Source organism: Rahnella inusitata (assembly GCF_003263515.1).
In the GTDB taxonomy this organism is placed as follows: domain Bacteria; phylum Pseudomonadota; class Gammaproteobacteria; order Enterobacterales; family Enterobacteriaceae; genus Rahnella; species Rahnella inusitata.
On sequence record NZ_JYDE01000011.1, the window covers coordinates 44,902 to 70,688 of the forward strand.

24 protein-coding genes are annotated in these 25,787 nt (G+C 54.9%); 15 read left to right on the plus strand and 9 right to left on the minus strand.

Translation table 11 applies throughout. From position 1 onward, the window contains the following. Positions 1-19 precede the first annotated feature (19 nt). The 7 genes from TU92_RS06700 (at position 20) to uvrD (ending at position 8,450) form a co-directional block, all read left to right on the plus strand. Positions 20-2,578: a class I adenylate cyclase gene (locus tag TU92_RS06700; RefSeq protein WP_112165518.1), complete on the plus strand. Its 2,559-nt coding sequence runs from the start codon at positions 20-22 to the stop codon at positions 2,576-2,578. 158 nt (positions 2,579-2,736) lie between these two features. Next, positions 2,737-2,940 (plus strand): LPS translocon maturation chaperone LptM, encoded by a 204-nt coding sequence (gene lptM, locus TU92_RS06705; protein WP_112165520.1) that lies wholly within the window; start codon positions 2,737-2,739, stop codon positions 2,938-2,940. A 97-nt stretch (positions 2,941-3,037) separates the two neighbouring features. After that, complete coding sequence (gene dapF / locus TU92_RS06710) at positions 3,038-3,862, plus strand: diaminopimelate epimerase (protein WP_112165521.1); 825 nt, start codon at positions 3,038-3,040, stop codon at positions 3,860-3,862. Continuing rightward, a complete protein-coding gene (locus TU92_RS06715; RefSeq protein WP_112165523.1) occupies positions 3,859-4,563 on the plus strand; it encodes a DUF484 domain-containing protein in 705 nt (234 codons plus the stop codon). Before dapF ends, TU92_RS06715 begins: the two co-directional genes overlap by 4 nt. Continuing rightward, positions 4,560-5,471, plus strand: coding sequence for a tyrosine recombinase XerC (gene xerC / locus TU92_RS06720; protein ID WP_112165525.1), 912 nt, complete (start codon positions 4,560-4,562; stop codon positions 5,469-5,471). The genes TU92_RS06715 and xerC overlap by 4 nt, the downstream gene beginning before the upstream one ends. After that, positions 5,471-6,187 (plus strand): 5-amino-6-(5-phospho-D-ribitylamino)uracil phosphatase YigB, encoded by a 717-nt coding sequence (gene yigB, locus TU92_RS06725; protein ID WP_112165527.1) that lies wholly within the window; start codon positions 5,471-5,473, stop codon positions 6,185-6,187. The genes xerC and yigB overlap by 1 nt, the downstream gene beginning before the upstream one ends. Before the next feature lie 97 nt (positions 6,188-6,284). Continuing rightward, positions 6,285-8,450 (plus strand): DNA helicase II, encoded by a 2,166-nt coding sequence (gene uvrD, locus TU92_RS06730; RefSeq protein ID WP_112165529.1) that lies wholly within the window; start codon positions 6,285-6,287, stop codon positions 8,448-8,450. A 121-nt stretch (positions 8,451-8,571) separates the two neighbouring features. Here the strand turns inward: uvrD and TU92_RS06740 are convergent, their stop codons facing one another. Continuing rightward, entirely contained in the window at positions 8,572-9,048 is a 477-nt protein-coding gene (locus TU92_RS06740) for a WbuC family cupin fold metalloprotein (RefSeq protein WP_112165532.1), read from the minus strand. 419 nt (positions 9,049-9,467) lie between these two features. On the opposite strand from TU92_RS06740, the gene corA reads away from it, so the two are divergent. Further along, positions 9,468-10,418 (plus strand): magnesium/cobalt transporter CorA, encoded by a 951-nt coding sequence (gene corA / locus TU92_RS06750; protein WP_112165536.1) that lies wholly within the window; start codon positions 9,468-9,470, stop codon positions 10,416-10,418. Positions 10,419-10,469: 51 nt separating this feature from the next. On the opposite strand, the gene rarD is transcribed toward corA, so the two are convergent. Then, a complete protein-coding gene (gene rarD, locus TU92_RS06755) occupies positions 10,470-11,378 on the minus strand; it encodes an EamA family transporter RarD (protein ID WP_112165538.1) in 909 nt (302 codons plus the stop codon). 80 nt (positions 11,379-11,458) lie between these two features. Next, positions 11,459-11,941: a thioesterase family protein gene (locus tag TU92_RS06760; RefSeq protein WP_112165540.1), complete on the minus strand. Its 483-nt coding sequence runs from the start codon at positions 11,939-11,941 to the stop codon at positions 11,459-11,461. Between the two features lie 238 nt (positions 11,942-12,179). Between TU92_RS06760 and pldA the strand changes: the two genes are divergently transcribed. From pldA to rhtC, 3 genes are all read left to right on the plus strand, one after another. Then, on the plus strand, positions 12,180-13,058 hold the full coding sequence (gene pldA, locus TU92_RS06765) for a phospholipase A (protein WP_112165541.1): 879 nt from the start codon (positions 12,180-12,182) through the stop codon (positions 13,056-13,058). A 195-nt stretch (positions 13,059-13,253) separates the two neighbouring features. After that, positions 13,254-15,086 (plus strand): ATP-dependent DNA helicase RecQ, encoded by a 1,833-nt coding sequence (recQ, locus tag TU92_RS06770; protein WP_112165543.1) that lies wholly within the window; start codon positions 13,254-13,256, stop codon positions 15,084-15,086. Positions 15,087-15,124: 38 nt separating this feature from the next. Further along, positions 15,125-15,751, plus strand: a complete 627-nt coding sequence (rhtC, locus tag TU92_RS06775) for a threonine export protein RhtC (RefSeq protein WP_112165545.1) — start codon at positions 15,125-15,127, stop codon at positions 15,749-15,751. A 65-nt stretch (positions 15,752-15,816) separates the two neighbouring features. On the opposite strand, the gene rhtB is transcribed toward rhtC, so the two are convergent. After that, positions 15,817-16,437, minus strand: a complete 621-nt coding sequence (rhtB, locus tag TU92_RS06780) for a homoserine/homoserine lactone efflux protein (RefSeq protein ID WP_112165547.1) — start codon at positions 16,435-16,437, stop codon at positions 15,817-15,819. A 122-nt stretch (positions 16,438-16,559) separates the two neighbouring features. Here rhtB and pldB point away from each other — a divergent pair, with 122 nt between their 5' ends. Beyond that, positions 16,560-17,552 (plus strand): lysophospholipase L2, encoded by a 993-nt coding sequence (gene pldB / locus TU92_RS06785; RefSeq protein ID WP_112165549.1) that lies wholly within the window; start codon positions 16,560-16,562, stop codon positions 17,550-17,552. A gap of 47 nt (positions 17,553-17,599) precedes the next feature. Further along, the gene (gene yigL / locus TU92_RS06790) at positions 17,600-18,403 is read left to right on the plus strand and encodes a sugar/pyridoxal phosphate phosphatase YigL (RefSeq protein WP_112165551.1); all 804 of its coding nucleotides are present in this window, start codon (positions 17,600-17,602) and stop codon (positions 18,401-18,403) included. An 81-nt stretch (positions 18,404-18,484) separates the two neighbouring features. On the opposite strand, the gene glpT is transcribed toward yigL, so the two are convergent. The 3 genes from glpT to TU92_RS06805 form a co-directional block, all read right to left on the minus strand. Next, complete coding sequence (gene glpT, locus TU92_RS06795) at positions 18,485-19,837, minus strand: glycerol-3-phosphate transporter (protein ID WP_112165553.1); 1,353 nt, start codon at positions 19,835-19,837, stop codon at positions 18,485-18,487. A gap of 391 nt (positions 19,838-20,228) precedes the next feature. Then, entirely contained in the window at positions 20,229-20,786 is a 558-nt protein-coding gene (locus TU92_RS06800) for a DcrB family lipoprotein (RefSeq protein WP_112165555.1), read from the minus strand. Between the two features lie 154 nt (positions 20,787-20,940). Beyond that, entirely contained in the window at positions 20,941-21,612 is a 672-nt protein-coding gene (locus TU92_RS06805) for a 7-cyano-7-deazaguanine/7-aminomethyl-7-deazaguanine transporter (RefSeq protein WP_112165556.1), read from the minus strand. Between the two features lie 231 nt (positions 21,613-21,843). Between TU92_RS06805 and tusA the strand changes: the two genes are divergently transcribed. Further along, complete coding sequence (gene tusA, locus TU92_RS06810; protein WP_112165629.1) at positions 21,844-22,107, plus strand: sulfurtransferase TusA; 264 nt, start codon at positions 21,844-21,846, stop codon at positions 22,105-22,107. 3 nt (positions 22,108-22,110) lie between these two features. On the opposite strand, the gene TU92_RS06815 is transcribed toward tusA, so the two are convergent. Together TU92_RS06815 and TU92_RS06820 are read right to left on the minus strand one after the other, a co-directional pair. Beyond that, on the minus strand, positions 22,111-24,450 hold the full coding sequence (locus TU92_RS06815; RefSeq protein ID WP_112165558.1) for a zinc/cadmium/mercury/lead-transporting ATPase: 2,340 nt from the start codon (positions 24,448-24,450) through the stop codon (positions 22,111-22,113). A 123-nt stretch (positions 24,451-24,573) separates the two neighbouring features. Next, the gene (locus TU92_RS06820) at positions 24,574-25,200 is read right to left on the minus strand and encodes a lysoplasmalogenase (protein ID WP_112165560.1); all 627 of its coding nucleotides are present in this window, start codon (positions 25,198-25,200) and stop codon (positions 24,574-24,576) included. Between the two features lie 218 nt (positions 25,201-25,418). Here TU92_RS06820 and TU92_RS06825 point away from each other — a divergent pair, with 218 nt between their 5' ends. Further along, positions 25,419-25,781, plus strand: a complete 363-nt coding sequence (locus TU92_RS06825; protein WP_112165562.1) for a DUF2500 domain-containing protein — start codon at positions 25,419-25,421, stop codon at positions 25,779-25,781. Positions 25,782-25,787: the final 6 nt, after the last annotated feature.

Sequence of the window (25,787 nt, forward strand, 5' to 3'; positions counted from 1 at the left end):
TATAATCAGGCGAAACGTCTTGTACCTCTACATCGAGACACTGAAGCAAAGATTGGATGCGATCAACCAGTTACGAGTCGATCGTGCACTGGCGGCAATGGGGCCTGCGTTTCAACAGGTCTACACGTTGCTTCCCGTCTTTTTACATCATCATCACCCTCTGATACCGGGATACCTTGAAGGTAAGGTTCCGCATGGTATCTGCCTCTTCACGCCTGATGAATCGCAAAAAACCTATCTGACCGACCTCGAAGACAAATGGGGCAGCGCACTTGAGCCTATGGCGAAGGGCGAATTGCCGATAACCGGTGTCTATTCGATGGGCAGCACATCATCAATCGGTCAAAGCCAGAGCTCCGACCTGGATATCTGGGTCTGCCATCAGTCCTGGCTTGATAATGAAGAACGCAACCGCTTACAGGAAAAATGCAGCCTGTTGGAAAAATGGGCCGCGTCGCTCGGCGTGGAAGTCAGCTTCTTCCTGATCGACGAAAACCGTTTCCGTCACAACGAAAGCGGTAGTTTGGGTGGGGAAGACTGCGGTTCCACGCAGTACATCTTATTGCTCGACGAATTCTACCGGACGGCCGTGCGTATGGGCGGCAAGCGTATTCTGTGGAATATGGTGCCGGGTGAAGAAGAGGCGCATTACGATGAATATGTGCTTTCTTTGTATGCGCAAGGCGCACTGACGCCAAACGAATGGCTCGATCTTGGCGGACTCAGCACGTTGTCAGCGGAAGAGTATTTCGGCGCCAGTCTGTGGCAGCTGTATAAAAGTATCGATTCACCGTACAAAGCGGTGCTCAAAACGTTGCTGCTGGAAGCCTATTCTTGGGAATATCCAAAAACGCAGTTACTGGCGATGGACATCAAACAGCGTCTGCACCAGGGCGAGATCGTCAACTTCGGTCTGGATTCCTATTGTATGATGCTCGACCGCGTGACCCGTTACCTGACCCAGATTGAAGACACTACCCGCCTCGATTTAGTCCGCCGTTGTTTCTATCTCAAAGTCTGCGAAAAACTCTCCCGCGCCCGAGCGTCAGTCGGCTGGCGTCGTGAAATTCTCAGCCAGCTGGTGGCCGAATGGGGCTGGGATGAAGAGCGTCTGGTGATGCTGGATAACCGCGCTAACTGGAAAATCGAGCGCGTGCGAGAAGCGCATAACGAACTGCTTGATGCCATGATGCAGAGCTATCGCAACCTCATCCGCTTTGCCCGTCGCAACAATTTAAGCGTCAGCGCCAGCCCGCAGGATATCGGCGTGCTGACCCGTAAGTTGTACGCAGCTTTCGAAGCGCTGCCGGGCAAAGTGACACTCGTGAACCCGCAGATCTCGCCTGACCTGTCAGAGAACGATTTAACCTTTATTCATGTGCCGATTGGCCGCGCCAACCGCACCGGCTGGTATCTGTATAACCAGTCACCGTCGATGGAATCGATCGTCAGCCATCAGCCGCTGGAATATAACCGCTACCTCAATAAACTGGTGGCGTGGGCATATTTCAACGGGTTGCTGACGTCCACCACGCGCCTGCACATCAAAAGTGGCGGCCTGTGCGACATCGCCAAACTGCGCGAGCTGGTGGCGGATGTCTCGCACAACTTCCCGCTGCGTTTAGCGGCACCGACGCCAAAAGCGTTGTACAGCCCGTGTGAAATCCGTCATCTGGCGATCATCGTCAATCTCGAACATGATCCGACCGCCGCCTTCCGTAACCAGGTGGTGCATTTTGATTTCCGTAAGCTGGATGTGTTCAGCTTCGGGCAGAATCAGGAATGCATGGTCGGCAGTATTGATTTGCTGTATCGCAACTCGTGGAACGAAGTGCGTACGCTGCATTTCAGCGGTGAGCAGGCGGTGCTGGAAGCGTTGAAAACCATTCTGGGCAAAATGCATCAGGACGCAGCACCGCCGGAGTCGGTGGAAGTATTCTGCTACAGCCAGCATTTGCGCGGCCTTATCCGCACGCGTATTCAGCAGCTGGTGACTGAGTGCATCGAGCTGCGTCTGTCGAGTAAACGCCTCGAACCGGGCCGTTTCAAAGCCGTGCGCGTTGCCGGACAAACCTGGGGTCTGTTCTTCGAACGCCTGAGCGTGTCGGTGCAGAAGCTGGAAAATGCGATCGAATTCTACGGCGCAATTTCTAATAACAAACTGCACGGTTTGTCGGTGAAATTGCAGACCGATCAGGCGCACCTGCCTGCGGTGATTGACGGCTACGCCAGCGAAGGGATTATTCAGTTCTTCTTTGAAGACAGCGCGGATGAAATCGGTTTTAACATCTATATTCTCGATGAGTCGAACCGCGTTGAGGTGTACCACCATTGCGAAGGCAGTAAAGAGGATCTGGTGCGCGACGTCAGCCGCTTCTATTCTTCCTCGCACGACCGTTTCACATACGGCTCAAGCTTCATCAACTTCAACCTGCCGCAGTTCTATCAGATAGTGTCCCTTGATGATCGTATTCAGGTGATCCCTTTTCGCAGCAATGCGTTATCTGCCGTCTGCGCCACGCTGCCCGAAAGCGAGATCGAACCTTCCCGGCTGACACAGCAATTTCAGCTCCATTAGAAAAAGGTTCTGCATCGCCTGCGCGCGGCAGATTATCCGGCTTTCCTTCCCTTTCACTGCTGAAAATGTGCCTGCGGGTTTTATCGATTCCTGTTGCTTTTCATGATCCACCTGCGATTATAGAGAGCTTGGTCGCATGAATTACAGGCATTCATAAAATGAAAAACGCTTTACGCTGGTCTCTGGCCGCGACGATATTATTTTCTCTCTCCGGTTGCGGACTGAAAGGGCCGTTATATTTCCCGCCTGCGGATAAATCTTCCACGCAGAAAACCAGTCAGGTTCCGGGCACCGCTAACGACGGTTCATCGCAGCAAAAAGGTGTATCACCAGAAGATCTCTCGACGAATTCCAGAGATTAATCAGCCCTCGGGCTGAGGTTCCGGCGGGTTTCCGCCGGGTCCGTCTCATTAAGGGATCATCGCGACTGGATTTGACCAGCGGTAAACGGAGTCAGTTATGCAGTTCTCCAAAATGCACGGTCTGGGCAACGACTTTATGGTTGTTGACGCCGTTACTCAAAATGTCTATTTCTCCCCTGAGTTGATCCGCCGTTTGTCCGATCGCCATCGTGGCGTGGGTTTTGACCAGCTGCTGGTGGTAGAGCCACCTTACGATCCTGAGTTAGACTTTCATTACCGTATCTTCAACGCCGACGGCAGTGAAGTTGCGCAGTGCGGCAACGGCGCGCGCTGTTTTGCCCGTTTTGTCCGTATCAAAGGGCTGACCAACAAACGCGATATCCGCGTCAGTACGCAGACAGGTCGCATGACGCTGACGGTCACCGAAGATGAAGATGTTCAGGTGAACATGGGCGAGCCGGTCTTTGAACCGCAGCAGGTACCTTTCCGTGCCGCGAAACCGGAAAAGACCTATATTCTGCGCGCCGAAGAGCGCACAGTATTTTGCGGTGTGGTTTCAATGGGCAATCCGCATTGCGTGTTGCAGGTTGAAGACGTGCTGACGGCCGAAGTCGATATTCTCGGGCCGATCCTCGAAAGCCATGAACGTTTCCCTGAGCGCGTGAACGTCGGTTTCATGCAGATAGTCAGCCCGGATACCATCAAGTTACGTGTTTACGAGCGCGGCGCTGGCGAAACACAGGCGTGCGGAAGCGGCGCATGTGCTGCGGTGGCCATTGGGATTCAGCAAGGATTACTCGCAGAAGAAGTACAGGTGGAACTGCCGGGAGGCAGCCTCGAAATTCGCTGGCAAGGGCCGGGTCATCCGCTGTATATGACCGGACCTGCCACTCATGTTTACGACGGATTTATTCATCTATGAACAATCTTGATGACCAGATTGACCCGGTGATAGCACTCGACGATGACAGCGTGATGCAGTATCTGCTGCAAAACCCGGATTTCTTTATTCGCAATGCCCGCAGCGTCGAGCAACTGCACGTACCGCATCCGGTGAAAGGCAGCACCTCGCTGGTTGAATGGCAACTCGGGCGTCAGCGTCATCAGATTGCTCAGCTTGAAGAAGAAATCACACTGCTGATGGAACAGGCGTCGATCAACGAATCCCTCTTCGGACGGATGATCGAGCTGCAGGCGACGCTTGCCGCCGCCAGTGGCTTGCAGGATATGCTCAACCGCCTGCAACGCTGGTCGCGCAGCCTCGGTCTGGCAGGGGCGAACGTGCGCCTGTTCAGTGAAAGTTGGCGCATCGGCGCGCCATCGGATTTCACCCATCTGGCGGTCAGCCGCAGCGCGTTTGAATCCATGCGCATTCAGCGTCTGGGCGAAACTCCGCATTACCTCGGCAGTCTGAACGGCCCGGAATTACTGTTACTCTTGCCGCAGGCGAAAGCCGTCGGTTCCGTCGCGTTATCGCTGATGGGCGAGCAGGGTGAACTGGGCGTTCTCATCTTCAGCAGCCGCGATCCGCAGCACTATCAGCCGGGAATGGGCACCGTGTTGCTCGACCAGCTGGCAAAAATGCTGCCTGGTTTACTGGAACGCTGGATAGAACGGGTATGACACAGACTGAATCGCCCCTGTATCCCGCAGTTGAGGCGTTTCTGCGTTATCTGCACGTCGAGCGTCAGCTCAGTCCGCTGACCTCGACCAACTACAGCCGCCAGCTTGACGCACTGATCGAGATGGCCGCTGAAATCGGTATTTCCCACTGGCAACAGCTTGATGCGCCGAAAGTTCGTATGCTGCTGGCGCGTAGCAAACGCGCGGGTTTAGGTCCGGCGAGTCTGGCGCTGCGCATGTCTTCGCTGCGCAGTTTCCTCGACTGGCTGGTGCGTCAGGGCGTCCTGAGCGCCAATCCTGCCAAAGGCATATCCACGCCGCGTTCGCCGAAGCATTTGCCAAAGAATCTCGACGTCGATGAAGTGAATAAGCTACTGGAAATCAATCTCGACGATCCGCTTTCAGTGCGTGACCGCGCGATGCTGGAAGTGATGTACGGCGCTGGCATTCGTTTATCGGAACTGGTCGGTATCGACTGTAAACATGTCGATATGGCCTCTGGCGAAGTCCGCGTCATGGGTAAAGGCAGCAAAGAGCGTCAGGTGCCGATTGGCCGCACCGCCGTCACCTGGCTGGAACACTGGCTGGAACGACGTCCGCTGTTTGGCCCGCAGGATGATGCGATGTTTTTATCCAGTCAGGGTAACCGCATTTCAGCGCGCAACGTACAAAAACGCTTTGCCGAGTGGGGCGTAAAACAGGGTGTGAACAGCCATATCAATCCGCATAAGTTGCGGCACTCCTTTGCGACACACGTTCTGGAGTCGAGTGGTGATCTGCGTGCGGTGCAGGAGTTGCTGGGCCACGCCAATCTGTCTACCACCCAAATCTATACCCACCTCGACTTTCAACATTTGGCGACGGTGTACGATGCCGCCCATCCCCGCGCAAAACGAGGCAAATCCTGATGAAGTTCTATCGTCCGCTGAAACGCATTGAAGCGATCACTTTCGATTTAGACGACACGTTGTATGACAATTATGACGTTATCCGCCGTACCGATTCCGAAACGCTGAAGTTTATTCAGGGTTTCCACCCCGCACTGGCTGAGATGTCGCCGGATGCCATCCGCCTGATGCGCGCCGAATTGCTGGCAGAAGATGCACAGATTTATCATGACGTGACCGAATGGCGGCGTCAGGCAGTTTTGCTGGCCATGACCCGCGCCGGTCTGAGTGAGAGTGATGCCAGGCAGGGCACGAAAGCCGCTATGGAAACCTTCGCCTACTGGCGTAGTAAGATTTATGTGCCGGAAGAAAATCATAATGCGCTGGCCGCTCTCGCCGAACGCTGGCCGCTGGTGGCCGTCACCAATGGTAATGCCGATCCGCATGCCTGCGGTCTGGCGCAGTATTTCCAGTTTACCTTGCGCGCGGGCGATCATGGCCGGGCGAAGCCGTATGCCGACATGTATAAAAAGGCGTCGAATAAGCTTGGCATTCCGCTGGAAAATATTCTGCACGTAGGCGACGATCTCACGACCGACGTCGCGGGTTCCGTGGCCTGCGGAATGCAGGCGTGCTGGATAAACCTGCGCGAAGGCAACCTGATGCACATCCGTGATGCCCGCCTGTTACCGCATATTGAGATTTCGCAGTTGGCATCGCTGACAGCATTGCTATAATCCCCTCATCAATTACTCTGTATAAATTCACAGTAGAAAAGCGTTCATGGCGGCATTTATCGCCGGGGTGCTTTTCTCATCCTGACAAACGGTGCCTATGGACGTTTCTGACCTGCTCGACAGCCTGAATGAAAAACAACGTGAAGCCGTGGCCGCGCCGCGCAGCAATCTGTTGGTGCTGGCCGGGGCAGGCAGTGGCAAAACCCGCGTGCTGGTGCATCGCATCGCCTGGTTGCTGTCGGTAGAAAACTGCTCGCCGTATTCCATTATGGCGGTGACCTTTACCAACAAGGCGGCGGCGGAAATGCGTCACCGTATCGAACACCTGATTGGCACCAGTCAGGGCGGCATGTGGATCGGCACTTTCCACGGGCTCGCGCACCGCTTACTGCGTGCGCACCATCTGGACGCCAAACTGCCGCAGGATTTTCAGATCCTCGACAGCGACGATCAGCTGCGCTTAATTAAGCGTCTGCTCAAAGCGCTGAACATCGACGATAAGCAGTGGCCGCCGCGTCAGGCGATGTGGTACATCAACGGCAAAAAAGACGAAGGTCTGCGCCCGCATCACGTCGAAACCTACAACAACCCGATTGAAGCCACCTGGCTGCGTATCTATCAGGCATATCAGGAAGCCTGCGACCGCGCAGGACTGGTGGATTTCGCCGAGCTGTTACTGCGCGCGCATGAGTTGTGGCTGAACAAGCCGCATATCCTGCAACATTACCGTGAGCGTTTTACCAACCTGATGGTGGATGAGTTCCAGGACACCAACAGCATTCAGTACGCGTGGATCCGTCTGCTGGCGGGTGACAATAATAACGTGATGATCGTCGGCGACGATGACCAGTCGATCTACGGCTGGCGCGGTGCGCAGGTTGAGAATATCCAGCGTTTCCTGAAAGATTTTCCGAACGCGGAAACCATCCGCTTAGAGCAAAACTACCGCTCCACCAGCACCATTCTCAAAGCCGCCAACTCGCTTATCGAGAACAACAGCGGTCGTATGGGTAAGAACCTGTGGACCGAAGACGGTGAGGGCGAAAAAATTTCCCTCTACTGCGCCTTCAACGAGCTCGATGAATCGCGCTTTGTGGTGAACCGCATCAAAACGTGGCAGGACAACGGCGGTGCGCTGAAAGACTGCGCCATTCTCTATCGCAGCAACGCCCAGTCGCGCGTGCTGGAAGAAGCGTTATTGCAGATGGCGATGCCGTACCGCATTTATGGCGGGCAGCGATTCTTCGATCGTCAGGAGATCAAAGATGCGCTGGCATATCTGCGTCTGATGGCTAACCGCAATGACGACGCCGCCTTTGAGCGCGTGGTGAATACACCGACGCGCGGCATCGGTGACCGCACGCTGGACGTCGTTCGTCACACTGCCCGTGACCGTCAGCTGACCATGTGGCAGGCGACGCGCGCTCTGTTGCAAGACAAAGTGCTGGCGGGCCGCGCAGCCTCTTCGCTGCAACGCTTCACTGAACTGGTGGATGCGCTGGCGCATGAAACCGCCGATATGCCGCTGCACGTTCAGACTGACCGCGTGATCAAAGATTCCGGCCTGTTCATCATGTATGAGCAGGAAAAGGGTGAAAAAGGCCAGGCGCGAATCGAAAACTTAGAGGAACTGGTGACGGCAACACGCCAGTTCAGCTATCAGGATGAAGACGAAGATTTGATGCCGTTGCAGGCGTTCCTGTCACATGCTGCGCTGGAAGCGGGCGAAGGTCAGGCCGACGCCAATCAGGACGCCGCGCAGCTGATGACGCTGCACTCGGCAAAAGGGCTGGAATTCCCGCAGGTGTTTATCGTCGGGATGGAAGAGGGCATGTTCCCGAGCCAGATGTCGCTGGAAGAAAGCGGTCGTCTGGAAGAGGAGCGCCGTCTGGCCTATGTGGGTGTGACGCGGGCGATGCAAAAACTGACGCTCACCTTTGCTGAAACTCGTCGTCTGTATGGCAAAGAAGTCTCGCACAAGCCGTCGCGTTTTGTCGGCGAGCTGCCAGAAGACTGCGTGGAAGAAGTGCGAATGCGCGCTAACGTCTCGCGCCCGATGAACAACCGCAGCGTCGGCACCCCAACCAGCGTCAGCGATACTGGCTTCAAACTCGGTCAGCGCGTCGTACATCCTAAATTCGGCGAAGGCACCATCGTGAACATGGAAGGCAGCGGCGAACACAGCCGCCTTCAGGTGGCGTTCCCGGGAGAAGGGATCAAATGGCTGGTCGCCGCCTACGCTAAGCTGGAAGCCGCAAGCTAGCTTACTTGCGTCCTGAGCCCAGGCAGTGCCCGAGATCCTCATGGACTGCGTGTCCATTCCGGTGTCTCCGCGCTGGCCGGGCTCAATTTCGCTGCGCCGCTGACGCGTGCATCACGGTGTATTAAAGGGTATAAACGTCGCCCACTTCCGCTTTTGCATACCATTCCAGCATTGCTTTCACGCGTTCGTCGCCTTCTGGCGGTGTGCCGGGCAGGTAATCTTGTTCCTGAACGGGTTGATACGCGCCGTGTTTCACTTCGAAAATCACGCCACCTTCATCAAGCGATAATACGCTATGCCAGGTGTTGGCCGGGATTTCCAGCAGTTTGGTTTCAGCGCCGAGCCACAGGCGTTCGGTGACCTTGCCACTCTCATCGTAAGTCAGCACCAGAAAACGGCCACGCAGCGCGGTCAGCATTTCCCATGTGTGCGGGTGACGGTGTATGCGCACGTAAGTCCCCGGCTCCATGGCGATCGCCAGGCGTTGTACGTCATCTTCCGGTACCGGATGGATGTTCAGATTCTGGCGCAGTCGCGGTGAATGCGCGGCCTGAGTGATCAGGTCGCACAGCGTGTCTTGGGTAATCTGCTTAATCATAGTTGGCTTCAGAAATAGAAAGGGGCTCAGGTCTCTGAGTGTAGCCAAAAAAGGGTTCTGACATAAGCGGTCAAAGGTTGCCAATATCGTCTGTATTTTATGCATAAATGTTGCGGGAATAGATTTGTTCGCGGTTGACAGTCTTTTTCTTCTCGGCGTAACATGCGCGCACTATTATCAATGAGGAACTGCGCCTTGGACACACCCAGTAGATACTGGCTCAATAACCTGTTCGTTAGGTACCACTTCTAAGGCCCTCCTCTATGCTGATGGCCTTAGTGGTTGTCAGCGACCCCCGTTCTGTCGCTGTGAGTCGGATCTGAATTTGGTCTGAATTACGCCGGTGACTCTTTTCGCCCCGTGATTTTCTGTGCTTCAACGCGTTGTCCACTTTCTGTCATTCTTGGGAGAACGGGCACATGCTGAGTGCTTTTAAATTAGAAAACAGCCGCTTATCCCGTTTAGAGCTGGACGAGGCAGACGATCTCAAAACCTCATTGTGGGTTGATTTGGTCGAGCCTGATGAGCAAGAGCGCGAGCGCGTTCAACATGAATTAGGGCAAAGCCTGGCGACGCGTCCCGAACTGGATGACATCGAAGCCTCCGCACGTTTCTTCGAAGACGAAGACGGCCTGCACATTCACTCCTTCTTTTACTATGAAGATGCCGAAGACCACGCGGGCAACAGCACCGTAGCATTTACCGTGCGTGAAGGTCGTCTTTACACCCTGCGCGAGCGTGAGTTACCGGCGTTTCGTCTTTACCGTATGCGCGCCAGAAACCAGACGCTGGTCGATGGCAATGCTTACGAGCTGCTGCTGGATTTGTTCGAAACCAAAATCGAACAGCTGGCGGATGAAATCGAAAATATTTATAGCGATCTGGAAAAACTCAGCCGCGTGATCATGGAAGGGCATCAGGGCGACGAATATGACGCCGCGCTGTCCACGCTGGCAGAGCTGGAGGATATCGGCTGGAAAGTGCGTTTGTGTCTGATGGATACCCAACGCGCGCTGAACTTCCTGGTGCGCAAAGCCCGCTTACCCGCAGGCCAGCTGGAGCAGGCGCGCGAAGTGTTGCGCGATATCGAATCCCTGCTGCCGCACAACGAATCCCTGTTCCAGAAGGTGAACTTCCTGATGCAGGCGGCGATGGGCTTTATCAACATCGAGCAGAACCGCATCATCAAGATCTTCTCGGTCGTTTCCGTGGTGTTCCTGCCGCCGACGCTGGTGGCATCAAGCTACGGGATGAACTTCGAATTCATGCCTGAGCTGAAATGGGCATTTGGTTATCCGGGCGCAATCGGTCTGATGATCATCGCCGGGCTGGCGCCGTACCTGTATTTCAAACGTAAAAACTGGCTGTAATCGTTTTTACGCGGACAACAAAAAGCCCCTGAACGGGGCTTTTTGTTGCTGTTAGGCTTTCGCCGTCATACCTCGACGCAGACGGCCCTGCGTGTAAAGCGCGTCGGTGATAAAGCACAGCAGGCCGGCCCAGATAAAGCCGAAGGTGATGAGCTGCGAGGTATTTACCGTTTCGCCGTAGAACACCACCGCCAGCAGGAACATCAACGTCGGGCCGAGATACTGGAAAAAGCCCAGCGTCGAGAGCTTCAGCCGTGCAGCCGCTGCGGTAAAGAACAGTAGCGGAATGGTGGTGATGATCCCCGCCGCCATCAGCAGTAAATCCAGTGACCATGGATTCGCCGACAGATTGCTGGTCGGGCTGTTAGCGATAAAGAACAGATAAACGCCCGCCAGCGGCAGCAGCCAAAGTGTTTCGATGAGCATGCCGGTCTGAGAATCCACACCGATTTTCTTACGCAGCAGGCCGTAAAAAGCGAACGTGAGCGACAGCCCCAGCCCGATGATCGGCACCGAGCCAAACATCCAGACCTGAATCAGCACACCGGCAAATGCCAGCACCACCGCGAGCCATTGCAAACTCCGGAACCTTTCGCGCAAAAACAGCATGCCGAGCACGACATTCACCAGCGGGCTGATAAAGTAACCAAGGCTAGCTTCGAGAATGTGGTTATTGTTAATCGCCCAGATAAAAATCAGCCAATTCCCACCGATAAACAGGGCGGTGATGAGTAACATGCCGACTTTCTTTGGTTGTGCGAGTACCCGCCGGACGTCACCCCAGCTGCGGCTGACGGACAGGAGCACTAACATAAAGAAGAACGACCAGATGACCCGATGGGTAAGGATTTCATCGGCAGGCACTTCTTTGATGAGCTTGAAATACGCCGGAGCGATCCCCCAAATCAAATAGGCGATAAAGGCAAAAATGACGCCTTGCCGGGTACGTTGTGCATCCATGTGGGTACCTGAAGTAAAAAATAAGAAGGAAAGGTTGCGAGTGTAACGGGTTTACGTCGCCTGATTTCTTTTTCGACGTCTCAGCCAACCATGTAGGTCGCGGTCGTTGTCGCTATATGTACGCCGGTGTCATTGTGCAGATCGACGCGGGCGACAGAAACTTTATTCCCGGCGCGGATCAGGCTGGCTGAGGCGATAAAATATTCGCCACGGCCGGGGCGCAGGTAATCGACCCGTAAATCGACAGTACCCATTTTTGACAGGCGCTGGCGCATTTCTGCTTCGAGCAACGGGTGGTCGGGTTTGTCGCGGCGGATCAACGAACTGGTGACGCACACCAGCCCGGCAGCGACGTCGAGCACTGCGGCGATCACCCCACCGTGTAAGATTTTTTGTGCTGCGTTGCCAACCAGTTTGGTTTGATTAGCGAATTTCAGCTCCGCGTAATCGCAGTCGAGACGTTTAAGCTCCAGACCGAGTTCGCGGTTAAAAGGCATGTCATAAACGAAAATATTGCCAATCAGCTGCAGGGCAGCTTCGTGGCTGAGGGATGACGCGGACATGAAAGGTTTCCTGATCCAAACGACTGAGCGTTATAGTCGCCCAACTAGTTAACGAAATGTTGATTTTATGTGCCAAGGACAGTGAATTCTACCTCGTGCATGATAAATCTATTCATTACTCTTGCGCGAATGTATATGTGTGTAAAATGCTCTGCTTTGTTTCTGAATACCGGCCTTTAGCTGGCTATTTCAAACCATCAATTCTAAAAAACATTAAACACTATAGGGTGAGGAAAAAATGCGTAAAACTTGGGCTGTCGGGGCCACCATGTTGGCGTTGCCATTGCTGGGACATGCAGAAGAAGCAACGGTACAGGAAGTGCATGATAAACCGGCAGTGCGTGGCAGCATCATCGCCAGCATGTTGCAGGATCACGATAACCCGTTCACGCTTTATCCTTACGAATCGAACTACCTGCTTTATACCGATACCAGCAATATCAACAAGAAAGCCATCCAGTCTTATGACTGGGCAAATAAAGCGCGTCATGACGAAGTCGCCTTCCAGCTGAGCCTGGCCTTCCCGCTGTGGCGTGGCATTGCCGGTGATAACTCGGTGCTCGGTGCATCCTATACACAGAAATCCTTCTGGCAGCTTTCTAACAGTGGGCAGTCTTCACCTTTCCGTGAAACTAACTACGAACCGCAGCTATTCCTGGCGTGGGCGACGGATTACGACTTCCTGGGCTGGACGCTGCGTGAAGCTGAATACGGCGTGAGCCACCAGTCAAACGGTCGCTCAGACCCGACGTCGCGCAGCTGGAACCGCGTCTATGCGCGCTTTATGGCCCAGCACGGCAACTGGCAGGTAGATCTCAAGCCGTGGTATCGCATTCCTGAAAGTGAAGAAAATGATGATAACCGCGACATCACCAAATACATGGGGTATTACCGTCTGAAAGTCGGTTATGCGTGGGGCGACAGCGTGTTCAGTGTGGAAAGCCGTTACAACTGGAACACCGGCTACGGCGGCGCGACCACTGGCTGGAGCTACCCGATTTCCAAGCACGTACGCTTCTACACGCAGGTGTTCAGTGGTTACGGTGAGTCATTGATTGACTACAACCACAAGCAAACTCGCGTGGGTGTGGGTATCATGCTTAACGATATGATGTAATACCCGTCATACTTCAGGTTGCAGATCTGCTGGTTGCGCCCGGTTCCCCGAATCACTTACTCAGATAAGTTTATCGGGATGCCCTCACTTGCCGCCTTCCTGCCACCCGAATTATTTAGGGTATATAATATTGTTGCAGTACAGCCCCGGCGGCTTTAGGGCTTAGCCGGGTGGTTTGAACAGTTGGGGAATTGAGTGTCTACGGCGGCAGTGATAAATAAAGAAGAGCTGGCTCATCAGGTATTACGCGATACCTTCGGCTATCAGCAATTCAGACCGGGTCAGCAAACGATCATCAATACCGCCATTTCTGGCCGGGATTGTCTGGTGGTGATGCCGACCGGCGGCGGTAAGTCGCTGTGCTATCAAATCCCTGCGCTGGTGATGGACGGCCTGACGCTGGTGGTTTCACCGCTCATCTCCCTGATGAAAGATCAGGTCGACCAACTGATGGCGGCGGGTGTTGAAGCCGGCTGCCTGAACTCGACCCAAACCCGCGAGCAACAGCAGGAAGTGATGGCAGGCTGCCGTACCGGCCGCATCAAAATGCTGTATATCGCGCCGGAACGTCTGATGCTGGGGGATTTCCTCGAGCAGTTGCAACAGTGGAATCCGGCGATGCTTGCCGTCGATGAAGCCCACTGTATTTCCCAATGGGGACACGATTTCCGACCAGAATACCGTGCACTGGGCCAGCTCAAACTGCGTTATCCGCAACTGCCGGTGATCGCGCTGACGGCGACCGCTGATGAAGCGACCCGCAACGACATCGTCCGTCTGCTGGAGCTTAACGATCCGCTGATTCAGGTCAGCAGTTTCGATCGTCCCAATATCCGTTACACGCTGGTGGAGAAGTTTAAACCGCTCGATCAGCTGATTCGCTTCGTGCAAGACCAGCGCGGCAAAAGCGGCATTATTTATTGCAACAGCCGCGCCAAAGTCGAAGACACCGCCGCGCGCCTGCAAAGCCGTGGTCTGAGCGTGGGTGCTTATCACGCCGGTCTGGACAACGATACCCGCGCCCGCGTGCAGGAAGGTTTCCAGCGTGATGATTTGCAAATTGTGGTCGCCACCGTGGCGTTCGGCATGGGCATCAACAAGCCCAACGTGCGTTTCGTGGTTCACTTTGATATTCCGCGCACCATTGAGTCTTACTATCAGGAAACGGGCCGTGCCGGGCGTGATGGCCTGCCTGCCGAAGCGGTGCTGTTGTACGATCCGGCCGATATGGCATGGCTGCGCCGCTGTCTGGAAGAAAAACCGGCCGGTGCGCAACAGGATGTCGAACGTCACAAACTGAATGCGATGAACGCTTTTGCGGAAGCGCAAACCTGCCGCCGTCTGGTGTTGTTGAATTACTTCGGCGAAGGCAAACAGAACGCCTGCGGTAACTGCGACGTTTGTCTTGATCCGCCAAAACGCTACGACGGCCTGCTGGACGCGCAAAAAGCGCTGTCAGTGGTCGCACGCGTCGGACAACGCTTTGGTTTAGGTTACGTGGTCGAAGTGCTGCGCGGCTCGAATAATCAGCGCATCCGCGAATACGGGCATGAGAAACTGAGCGTCTACGGCATCGGTAAAGAACACAGCAACGAACACTGGACCAGCGTGGTACGCCAGCTGATCCACCTCGGGCTGATTATGCAAAATATCGCCATGCATTCGGCATTACAGTTGACCGAAGCGGCGCGTCCGGTACTGCGCGGAGAAATCCCTTTGCAGCTGGCGGTACCGCGTATTCAAACGCTGAAGATTAAAAGCCCGTCCCGCCAGAAAGCTTATGGCGGCAATTACGATCACAAGCTGTTTGCCAAACTGCGCAAGCTGCGTAAGTCGCTGGCCGATGACAATAATGTGCCACCGTACGTGGTGTTTAACGACACAACGCTGCTGGAAATGGCTGAACATCTGCCGATAAGCCCAAGCGATTTGCTGGATATCACCGGCGTCGGCCAGCGCAAGCTGGAAAAATTCGGGCGACCGTTTATGGCGATGATCCGCGATCACATCGATAACGGCGACGACTAACAGATTCGAATACCTACACATAACACAGAGAGTTAATCATGCTGACGCTGTTTCTGATGGTTGCGATGGTGCATATGATCGCACTGGCCAGTCCCGGTCCGGACTTCTTCTTTGTTTCGCAAACGGCGGCCAGCCGCTCGCGTAAAGAAGCGATGATGGGGGTCATTGGTATTACGCTGGGTGTCGCGGTATGGGCAGCGGTGGCGCTGATGGGCCTGCATCTGATCCTGCAAAAAATGGCCTGGCTGCATCAGATTATTACCGTCGGCGGTGGCCTGTACCTGTGCTGGATGGGGTGGCAGTTACTGAAATCTGCACGTTCTAAAAAGCAGGACGGCGGAGCTGAAACCGACGTCGCTGTCGCATTACCCGCGCGTGGTCGCACCTTTATGCGCGGGCTGCTGACCAATCTGTCCAACCCGAAAGCCGTCGTCTACTTCGGCAGCGTGTTCTCGATGTTCGTGGGCGACAGCGTCAGCGGCGGCGAGCGTTCAGCCATATTCCTGTTAATCGTGATTGAAACCCTGGCCTGGTTCTCTCTAGTCGCCATGGTCTTTGCGCTGCCGAAAATGCGTCGCGGCTATCAGCGTTTAGCCAAATGGATTGATGGCGTCGCGGGCGTGGTATTTGCCGGATTCGGTATCGCGTTAATTGTAAATCGTTGATCTGAACGTTAAGCGCATAAAAAAGGGTCCGGCTAAATACCGGACCCTTTTTGCATTCTGAGGACTTAAACTTTGCGCGCACTCGCCAGTAAAACCCCCACCAGCATAAACAGCGAACCGAAAATGCGGTTGAGCAACTGCATCTGTTTTGGCGCCTTCACCCAGCCCGCAATGCGCGTTGCCAGCGTGGCGTAACCGATCATCACAATGATATCGACCACCACCGTCGTAACGCCTAACACCACGTATTGTGCAGCCTGCGGCTGGTGAGGAATGATAAACTGCGGGAACAGTGCCGCCAGAAAGACGATGCTTTTGGGATTGGTGAGGTTCACCAGAATGGCGCGTTTGAACAGACGACGGCGCGGCATACTGCTGGCCAGAGCGTTCAGGTCAATCGCCCCGGCAGAGCGCCACTGGCAGATACCCAGCCAGATGAGATACGCCGCGCCCAGCCATTTGAGCATCTCAAACGCCAGCAGCGATTGTGAAATCAGCGCGCCAAGGCCGATACCTACCAGCACGATGTGGATTGACAATCCCAGTTGCAATCCGGCAATCGACGCCACTGCGCCGCGATAGCCGTGACTGATGCCGGTGCTCATCGTATTGATTGCGCCGGAACCTGGGGACAGACTTAAAATAGAAGTAGTGAGCAGGTAGGTTAACCACCAGTCCAGTGTCATTGCGAGACTCCCTGAATACGTTTTATGTTGTTTTATGGCACAATACGCCATTGTCTATAGTTGTGCTATAGCTCACAAATAACACTTTTCTCCTCTGCGACTCACAAATTTGGATCAATTGAATGTCTGCGAATTACGCAAGTTGGTTAACACGTGAAAAGGAGTTTGCCGCCTTTGCGACCGGGCCTTTGCTTGATTTCTGGCGTACGCGTGAGGAAGGTGAGTTTAACGGCGTTGACGATGTCCCGATCCGCTACGTCCGGTTCTGTTCCCCTCATCATGATAAAGTCATCATGGTGTCACCGGGCCGTATCGAAAGTTACGTAAAATACCCCGAAGTAGCCTACGATTTATTCCACTGTGGCTACGATGTAATGATTGTCGATCATCGCGGGCAGGGGCGTTCCGGCAGGATGCTTGACGATCCACACTGCGGTCACGTCCAGCACTTTGATGATTATGTAGAAGATTTTGAGCGCTTTTATCAGCTGGAAATTGCGCCCCGTCAGTACGAGAAAAAGTTCGCGCTGGCACACTCTATGGGGGGGGCAATTCTGGCGCTGTATCTGGCGAAGAACCCGCAAAGCTTTGATGCGGCGGCCTTGCTGGCCCCGATGACCGGCATTTATTTGCCGATGCCGGGCTGGATATCCCGCCGGATCCTCAACTGGGCGGAAAACCGTCCGGTTCGTCGCGATGGCTATGCGCTCGGCACGGGCCACTGGCGGCCACTGCCGTTTGTGGTGAATCGTCTGACTCACAGCCGCGAACGTTATCGCCGCAATCTGCGCTACTACGCCGATTATCCCGAGCTGCAAGTCGGCGGGCCAACGTATCACTGGGTGCGTGAAGGTATCGACGCCGGGATGCATATCCTGAAAGAAGCCGAGAAAATCACCACGCCCGTCCTTTTATTGCAGGCAAGCGAAGACCGTGTGGTCGACAACCGGTCTCATCTTGCTTTTTGTCAGGCCATGGCCGTTGCGGGTCACCCTTGTGAAGGGGATAAACCGCTGGTCATTGAAGGCGCGCGCCATGAGATCCTGTTCGAGCGGGACGACCTCCGGGCACAGGCGCTGGACGCTATCATGCGCTTTTTTGCGCGACAGCATTAATCCGCGGTACGCCGCGCACAACTCCATCAGAGGTTAGAACCTACGCTATGTACCATGTTGTTGCTTCCGATTTAGATGGCACACTGCTATCACCTGACCATACCCTGAGCCCGTTCGCAAAAGAGACGCTCAAGCTGCTCACGCAGCGCGATGTGCATTTTGTGTTCGCCACCGGGCGTCACCATATCGATGTCGCGCAGATGCGTGACAATCTGGAAATCAGCGCTTATATGATCACCTCGAACGGTGCGCGCGTGCATAACACCGACGGTGAACTGATTTTCTCCCACAATCTGGACGAAGATATTGCCCGCGATCTTTTCGGCATCATGCACAACAATCCGGATATTCTGACCAACGTTTACCGTAACGACGACTGGTACATGAACCGCGACCGCGCCGACCAGGACGATTTCTTCCGTGAATCCGTGTTCAAATACAAGTTGTACGAACCGGGTCTGCTGGAAACGGATGGCATCTGCAAAGTCTATTTCACCTGCGAAGATCACGAGAAACTGCTGCCGCTGGAAGAAGCGATCAATGCGCGCTGGGGCGATCGTGTAAACGTCAGCTTCTCGCTGCCGGTCTGTCTGGAAGTGATGGCAGGCGGCGTATCGAAAGGCCACGCGCTGGAATACGTCTCGAAACTGATGGGTTACACGCTGAAAGACTGTATCGCCTTTGGCGATGGTCTGAATGACCTTGAGATGCTGAGCATGGCCGGAAAAGGCTGCCTGATGAGTGGCTCCCTGCCGCGCCTGAAAGCAGCGATGCCGGATGCGGAAATCATCGGTTCTAACGCCGACGATGCGGTACCGCATTACCTGCGCAGAATGTATCTGTCTGAATAATCCCGACGATGAAGTCTGTTAATCAGTAAAAGAAAAAGGCACCGTTCGGTGCCTTTTTGCTATGCGTCATGACATTTGGAATCAGGCATTTTTCGCCAGCTGCGCCTTGTGTTTATTTTCACTCAGCATAGTTAATACCAGCAGCAGAACCGCCAGCACACATCCGGCAATCATCACGATAAAGCCGCCGTCCCAGCCGAAGTAATCCACGGTGTAACCAACGATGGCACTTGCCGCAACCGAGCCGCCCAGATAACCGAACAATCCGGTAAAGCCCGCCGCCGTTCCCGCCGCTTTCTTCGGTGCCAGCTCCAGCGCGTGTAAGCCAATCAGCATCACAGGGCCGTAAATCAGGAAGCCGATGGTGATCATACAGGCCATATCAACGCCCGGATTGCCCACCGGATTCAGCCAGTAAACCACCGTGGCGATGGTCACCAGCACCATGAAGAATACACCGGTAGCGCCGCGGTTGCCTTTGAACACTTTGTCTGACATCCAGCCGCACAACAGAGTCCCCGGTATGCCCGCATATTCATACAGGAAATACGCCCACGAGGATTTATCCAGCGCGAAGTGCTTCACTTCTTTCAGGTAGGTCGGTGACCAGTCGAGAATGCCGTAGCGCAGCAGGTAAACAAACACGTTCGCCAGCGCGATATACCAAAGCAGTTTGTTGGGCAAAATGTATTGCATGAAGATCTGCTTCGCCGTCAGTTCCTGCTCGGCAGACTCTTTCACGTAGTCAGGCGGATAATCGTTTTTATACTCTTCGATAGGCGGCAGACCGCAAGACTGCGGAGTGTCGCGCATGGTCATAAAGGCAAATACCGCCAGCAGGATCGCCCCGAAAGCGGGCATATACAGCGCCGCATGCCAGTCGTTAAACCACGCCATGCCAAGCAGGAAAAGCAGGGGAGGAATACCGCCGCCGACGTTATGCGCGCAGTTCCACACCGAGACAATTCCGCCGCGCTCCTTCTGTGACCACCAGTGAACCATCGTGCGTCCGCACGGCGGCCAGCCCATGCCCTGAAACCATCCACACAGGAACAGCAGCACGAACATGATGGCGATGCTGGAGGTTGCCCATGGCACAAAGCCCATAAACAGCATCACAGCGGCGGCGAGGATCAGACCCGCAGGGAGGAATACGCGCGGATTAGAGCGGTCGGAGACCGAGCCCATAATGAATTTCGAGATACCGTAAGCGATGGAAATCCCGGACAGCGCAAAGCCCAGATCGCCGCGCGAAAAACCCTGATCGATGAGATAAGGCATTGCCAGCGCGAAGTTTTTGCGCACCAGATAATAGGCCGCGTAACCGAAGAAAATCCCCATGAAGATTTGCCAGCGGAGACGGCGATAGAGCGGGTCGACGTGGCTTTCATCCACGGGCGCTTTGTGTGGCGCGGGTTTGAAGATACTGAGCATACATGCCTCCCATGGCATAAATCAGGTCTGACTCATCATGAGCCACTGACAAAGGGCAATGCGGATATGTTCCAAAACGAACATCATGCTAACGGGCAGAGCGCCGATGAACTGTGATAGATGACATAATTGTTACAGTTTTATGACTAAGGAGGCGGATTTTGCGATATTGAGTAACAAAATGAAACGTCAGAAGGCCGGAATGCAAGGTTTGATCACGTTTTTGAGAGGTATCCCGTTCGTTAACGTGATCGCGCGCGTTTCCCTTCGAATGTGAGCGAAAAAAACCATTTTAACTCTGTGGACAACGCGATGAGGTGTCAAACCTGGCAGATCAGCAACAAAAAAGCGGAGCCAAAGCTCCGCCTGAGAGTGCCGCTGAAAGTGAAGATTACTGAACTTTCAGGGTATTGATAATAGCTTCGGCATCCGCCTGCGCTTGTTGCTGATTGTCAGCCGGCAGGGTGATTTGCAGCGTCAGAAGATGGCTGTCCACTTTACCCAGCACGATAGACGAATAAGCTTTCTGACCGGCAGAGGTGATCACGCTGTCATACTGTTGCATCGTCTGGCCGTTAACCTGAATCGATTTGTTCGTCACAACCTGCAGGTTGGTATCGCGGGCTTTTTGCTGATCCTGCAAACGGGCAGTCAGCGTTCCCAGCGATTCGGTCGTGTTATCCCCGAGGATCACAATCACCGCTTTCTGACCGGTGCTGTCGGCGTACACGTGCATGTTGTTTGCCTGAGTGCCCAGCTTACCGCTCTGGTCGCTCATTCCCTGCGGAAGGGAGAAGGTGACTTTTCCATCCAGCAGGCTGACTGGCGCGGTGGTTGTCGCGGCGGCGGCTGCTTTATCTGCTGCCGGTGCGTCAGTCGTTTTACCGTCACACGCCGCCAGACCGGCGACCAGTACTGCCATTCCCATCATTTTAGCGAAGTTACGCATCGGTCTTCCTTAAGTGGCCTGTTCATCAGGCTTAGATGTTGACTTAACGGCCTTATGGCAACCTATTCACGCCGCAAATGCAAGTCAGATTATGGCGCGATTTGTGTTTTGGTGAAGGCGGATCTGATAAGGGGCGAAAGCCCCTTGTTAACCGCTAGTGCGCGCGCATGGCCGACGAGGTGTGATTTCCCTGAGCGGACAGCCGCTTAAGCAGCATGTTCAGCAGCACGCCGTACATTGGCAGGAAGAACACCAGACAGATCAGCACTTTGAACGTGTAATCCACCAGCGCGATTTCCACCCAGTGTTCGGCCATAAAGGCGTCGGTGCTTTTGTAGAACGCGATGAAGAAGAACGACAGCGTATCGCTGATATTTCCCAGGAACATCGAGGCAACCGGTGCTATCCACCAGCGGCGGTTCCGGCGCAGGCGGTTGAAGACGTGAACGTCGAGAATTTGACCCAGCACATACGCCATAAAGCTGGCGGTCGCGATGCGTGCCACCATGATGTTCAGGCTGCTGAGTGCGCCGACACCCTGCCACTGCGCTTCAAAGAACAGGGCGGAAATGACGTAGGAGATGGCCAGTGCAGGCACCATCACGGAAAGAATAATCCGTCGCGCCAGGGGTGCACCGAAAATCCGCACGGTCAGATCGGTGGCCAGAAAAATAAACGGAAACGTGAACGCGCCCCATGTGGTGTGGAAACCAAAAATGGAGACGGGCAACTGAACCAGATAGTTACTGGAAGTAATGATGGCGATGTGGAAAAGCGAAAGCCATATCAACGCGGAAAACCGCTGTTGAGCAGTAAAGGAATACATGATGTGACCTTTTTAGTGAATTGGGGTGAGGGAACCCAAGAGTGTCTTTTCTTTCACACCGGTATTTCCGGTGCGGCGCGCATAGTATCTGTTGCGCAGCGTTTGCGCAACAAATCCGGAGGTTAATTATAGCGCAACGGTTTGCGCAGGTTGCGTGAGAAAACCAGCGGGTTAAACTGTGGCCCATTACCGTACAATCGCGCATTGCCGCTGAAAATGTTGAGAAACGAAATGACCGATCCCTTTATCAACCCGGACCATCAGCTTGATGCGCTGGGCCTGCGTTGCCCGGAACCTGTAATGATGGTCCGTAAAGCGGTACGTACCATGAAAGACGGCGAAACGTTGCTGATCGTCGCCGATGATCCGGCAACGACCCGCGATATTCCCGGCTTCTGCCGCTTTATGGAACACACGTTGTTAGCGTCTGATACCGAAAGCCTGCCGTACCGTTATCTGCTGTGCAAAGGGCGGATCGGCGAGACCCACCCGTAATCCTCAGCGCGATTTATTGCGTAACAGTCTCAGGGCGTTGGCAGTGACGAGTGCCGTTGCGCCTGAATCTGCCAGCACCGCCAGCCACAGGCCGGTCAGCCCCATAATGGTGGTGACCAGAAAAATCGCCTTTAGCCCCAGCGCGATGGTGATGTTCTGACGGATATTCGCCCGCGTCGCGCGCGACAGGCTGATCATCTGCGCCAGCCCGCTCAGGCGGTTGTGCGTCAGCGCAGCATCGGCGGTTTCCAGCGCCACGTCAGTGCCACTGCCCATCGCAATCCCGATTGTTGCGGCTTTCATCGCCGGTGCATCGTTGATGCCGTCGCCGACCATTGCCACCGGTTTCATGGCGTTCAGCTCAGTGACCGCGGAGACTTTATCGGCGGGCAGTAAACCTGCGCGGAAATCAATGCCCAGCCGGTCAGCAATGGTTTTCGCCGCACGCGGATTATCGCCAGTCAGCATCACTGCCGATACGCCGAGCGCTTTGAGACTGCGTAACGCGTCGACGGCGTCATCGCGCAGGCGATCCTGCATCGCCACCAGACCGATGGCCTGCGCGTCCTGCATCACGACGACCACAGTTTTACCGGTGGATTCCCACCCGGCGATTTGTGTTGTGGCGGCCGCACTCAGCGCACTTTCTTCCACGCGCTTTGGTGCCAGCACCTGAATCTTTCTGCCCGAGACAATCCCTTCCACGCCGGAACCGGCCAGTGCCCGGCGATCCTGTGCGGTGATTGGCAGCGGATTATGAGCTTTCGCGCGGGCTAAAATCGCCTGCGCCAGCGGATGATGTGAACCTTCTTCGACCGCAGCCGCGAGGCTTAACACTTCGCCTTCGCTGGCGCCATTCAGCACCAACACGTCGGTGACCTCTGGTTTACCTTCGGTCAGCGTGCCGGTTTTATCCAGCGCCACGGTTTCGATCAGCGCCAGCTGTTCCAGCGCTGCACCGCCTTTGATTAACGCGCCCTGACGCGTGGCCGCCGCCAGTCCGGACGTGATCGCCGCAGGCGTCGAAATCACCAGCGCACACGGGCAGCCGATCAGCAGTAACGTCAGACCGCGATAAATCCACGTTTCCCACGAAAGCCCCATCGCCAGCGGCGGAATGATAATGACCAGTAGCGAAAGCAGCATGATGATCGGCGTGTAGTAACGGCTGAAGGTATCGAGGAAACGCTCGATCGGCGCCCGGCGCTCGTCGGCTTCTTCGATCAGTTGCAGGATGCGGTCAATAGCGCTGTTGCCGGGTGCGGAGGCGACTTCCAGACGCGCCAGACGATCGACGCACAGGCTGCCCGCCGGGACTTTTTCTCCAGGCAGGCGCTCGACCGGTACCGATTCACCGGTCAGCGCGCTTTCATCAAAACTGGCGGCGCTGTGCAAAACTGCATCGGCAGGCAGACGCCCACCGGCGGCGATTTCAATAATATCGCCGGGACGCAGACTGGCGACCGGCACGGATTCTGTTTTGCCATCAATAACCCGTACGGCGGTGTCCGGGATCAGCGCCATCAGTGCTTTCACCCCACTGCGCGCGCGACTGGCGGCAAAGGATTCGAGACGTTCACCGATCATAAACAGCAGCAATACCATCGCAGCTTCGGCGGTGGCACCGATAAACAGCGCACCCAGCGCGGCGATGCTCATCAGCGTTTCGATGGCAAAAGGCGAACCGGAACGTGTCTGGCGGATCGCCTGAAGCAACACCGGCCAAAGGCCGACCAGCGTGGTGGCGATAAACGCAATTTCACCGGCCTGCGGATTGAAAATATCGAGGATCCAGCTCAGTAACATCAGTGCGGAAAGGGCGATCAGCGGCAAATATTCTTTCAGCAGTGATGCGTCCTGCGCGGGGGGATTCTGCGTTTTATCGAGGGATTGCAGGGTAAATCCTGCGCCGGTGACGGCGTGCAGAACGTTTTGCGAAATATCATGGCTGGCGTCAATCACCAGTTTTTCGGTGGCGAACAGCACTTTGGCGCGACTGACGCCGTTCAGGCCTGATACGGCATTTTCGATTTTACGGGCACAGGCCGGGCAATCCATCCCCTCGACACGCCAGCTGTATTGCTGGTTGCCGGAGAGTGGCGCGCTGGGATCATCTTCACCCGGCGAGCCTTCCAGTGTGCCGTCGGCTGTGGTGTGTGAGTGTTCACTTGTTTTTGGTGCGCAGCAGCTGTCTGTGGAAGCGCATGCTGATGCCGCAACGGCTGGTTTATCGCTGCAACAAGGGGCTGGCGCAACGGCGCTGATTTTATTGATGTGCAGTCCGGGCGCACGTTTGCCCTGACAACCGCAGGTACAGCCGGTATTTTTTTGAAGTGGGATCATACTGCCTCCGGGTTGAAACCGAATGAGATTACAGGCAGTTTAAACGTTGGAGTAGACTCCAGGGTCAAGCGATATTTGAGAGGGCGGAACCGGAAGGTTCCGCCGCAGTGATTTTAATACCGGTTACAAATAAAGCGATCGCACAATCAGGAAATGACCGCCGAAATAGCAGGCAGCAACCAGCCCGTCGGCGACGCGGAACTTGAACCGGTAACGGCTGAGCAACCAGAAAATATTGCCCAGCAGAAGCAGGACGGTTCCGCAGAACAGCGAGAATGCCATGTCGGTGCTGCGCGCGAAATACTGTTCTCCCGCCAGCCAGACCATCAGCAGTGTCATTGCGATGTAAGTGGTTACTGCCCATTTAAGCTCGGCCAGCCTTGACCAGATAACCGCCAGCAGCAGCGCGCCAATGACCAACAAGGCCAGCGGTAGCGGCCAGAAAAAGGTAATCGTCATCTGGCTGGCGAAACTGAGCGTATACAGCAGATGCGAAAGGAAGAACGCGCCGAGGGCGTACATAAACCGCTCTTCTGGCAACAGCAGCAGGCCATCGGCCACCAATGTCGCCGCCAGACCCAGCAGGATCAGATAGCTGTACACATTGAGCGTCGGTGCCTGCCAGGCGAGTAAGAGCAGCAGTAATAAGGTGACAGGTTTGAAGACCCAGCGCTGCCAGCGCAGGCCGCGGTAGCTGGCATCAACGAACAACCAGCCGGAAAAAAATACAGCGAGGAATGGCCAACTCATTGTTTATCCTTTTATATTTCAAAACAAAACATCAAACCCATGCCAGTGTCTGCGTGCAGGAAAACGCATCCTGTTTTCCTGTATTTGATCTCAGTGTAGGAGACTGGCGCTGCCTTCGACAATCAGAAATCCCTGTTTCAGGCTGTGTGGCGAATTCCCACATGCTAAATTAGGCTGATTCCATTATCGCCTTCATCTTCAACGAATACAGACAAACAATGACTAAACCTCCGATGATTTTTATTGCGTTTATCGTGGTCATCGCGATTTTCGCCACCCGCCAGTATTTTCAGCAGCGCCGTACCAATGCTGATAACGACGCCGCGCCGCTTCGTACATTGCAGGTGGAAGTGACGGCCAAGCGTGAATACCTGTCGCCCAACCGGCGATCGCGCCAGCGGGAGCAGATCCCGGTCGAAGATAAAAAGTATGAAGGCTATTTCAAACCGCAAAACGGCGGTTCAGAGCTGAAACTCGTGCTGGATGAAGCGGCATATCACCAGCTGGCGAAAGGCCAAAAGGGGGTATTAAGCGTGAAGGGCAGCCGTTTTGTGGCTTTTACGGCGCAGGACGCGCCGTAAAAACAG

Excerpts from the sequence above, each read along its gene's own strand:
- lptM (WP_112165520.1), top strand. The coding sequence starts at position 2,737 with ATGAAAAACGCTTTACGCTGGTCTCTGGCCGCGACGATATTATTTTCT.
- dapF (WP_112165521.1), top strand. The coding sequence starts at position 3,038 with ATGCAGTTCTCCAAAATGCACGGTCTGGGCAACGACTTTATGGTTGTT.
- TU92_RS06715 (WP_112165523.1), top strand. The coding sequence starts at position 3,859 with ATGAACAATCTTGATGACCAGATTGACCCGGTGATAGCACTCGACGAT.
- xerC (WP_112165525.1), top strand. The coding sequence starts at position 4,560 with ATGACACAGACTGAATCGCCCCTGTATCCCGCAGTTGAGGCGTTTCTG.
- yigB (WP_112165527.1), top strand. The coding sequence starts at position 5,471 with ATGAAGTTCTATCGTCCGCTGAAACGCATTGAAGCGATCACTTTCGAT.
- uvrD (WP_112165529.1), top strand. The coding sequence starts at position 6,285 with ATGGACGTTTCTGACCTGCTCGACAGCCTGAATGAAAAACAACGTGAA.
- TU92_RS06740 (WP_112165532.1), bottom strand. The coding sequence starts at position 9,048 with ATGATTAAGCAGATTACCCAAGACACGCTGTGCGACCTGATCACTCAG.
- corA (WP_112165536.1), top strand. The coding sequence starts at position 9,468 with ATGCTGAGTGCTTTTAAATTAGAAAACAGCCGCTTATCCCGTTTAGAG.
- rarD (WP_112165538.1), bottom strand. The coding sequence starts at position 11,378 with ATGGATGCACAACGTACCCGGCAAGGCGTCATTTTTGCCTTTATCGCC.
- TU92_RS06760 (WP_112165540.1), bottom strand. The coding sequence starts at position 11,941 with ATGTCCGCGTCATCCCTCAGCCACGAAGCTGCCCTGCAGCTGATTGGC.
- pldA (WP_112165541.1), top strand. The coding sequence starts at position 12,180 with ATGCGTAAAACTTGGGCTGTCGGGGCCACCATGTTGGCGTTGCCATTG.
- rhtC (WP_112165545.1), top strand. The coding sequence starts at position 15,125 with ATGCTGACGCTGTTTCTGATGGTTGCGATGGTGCATATGATCGCACTG.
- rhtB (WP_112165547.1), bottom strand. The coding sequence starts at position 16,437 with ATGACACTGGACTGGTGGTTAACCTACCTGCTCACTACTTCTATTTTA.
- pldB (WP_112165549.1), top strand. The coding sequence starts at position 16,560 with ATGTCTGCGAATTACGCAAGTTGGTTAACACGTGAAAAGGAGTTTGCC.
- yigL (WP_112165551.1), top strand. The coding sequence starts at position 17,600 with ATGTACCATGTTGTTGCTTCCGATTTAGATGGCACACTGCTATCACCT.
- glpT (WP_112165553.1), bottom strand. The coding sequence starts at position 19,837 with ATGCTCAGTATCTTCAAACCCGCGCCACACAAAGCGCCCGTGGATGAA.
- TU92_RS06800 (WP_112165555.1), bottom strand. The coding sequence starts at position 20,786 with ATGCGTAACTTCGCTAAAATGATGGGAATGGCAGTACTGGTCGCCGGT.
- TU92_RS06805 (WP_112165556.1), bottom strand. The coding sequence starts at position 21,612 with ATGTATTCCTTTACTGCTCAACAGCGGTTTTCCGCGTTGATATGGCTT.
- tusA (WP_112165629.1), top strand. The coding sequence starts at position 21,844 with ATGACCGATCCCTTTATCAACCCGGACCATCAGCTTGATGCGCTGGGC.
- TU92_RS06815 (WP_112165558.1), bottom strand. The coding sequence starts at position 24,450 with ATGATCCCACTTCAAAAAAATACCGGCTGTACCTGCGGTTGTCAGGGC.
- TU92_RS06820 (WP_112165560.1), bottom strand. The coding sequence starts at position 25,200 with ATGAGTTGGCCATTCCTCGCTGTATTTTTTTCCGGCTGGTTGTTCGTT.
- TU92_RS06825 (WP_112165562.1), top strand. The coding sequence starts at position 25,419 with ATGACTAAACCTCCGATGATTTTTATTGCGTTTATCGTGGTCATCGCG.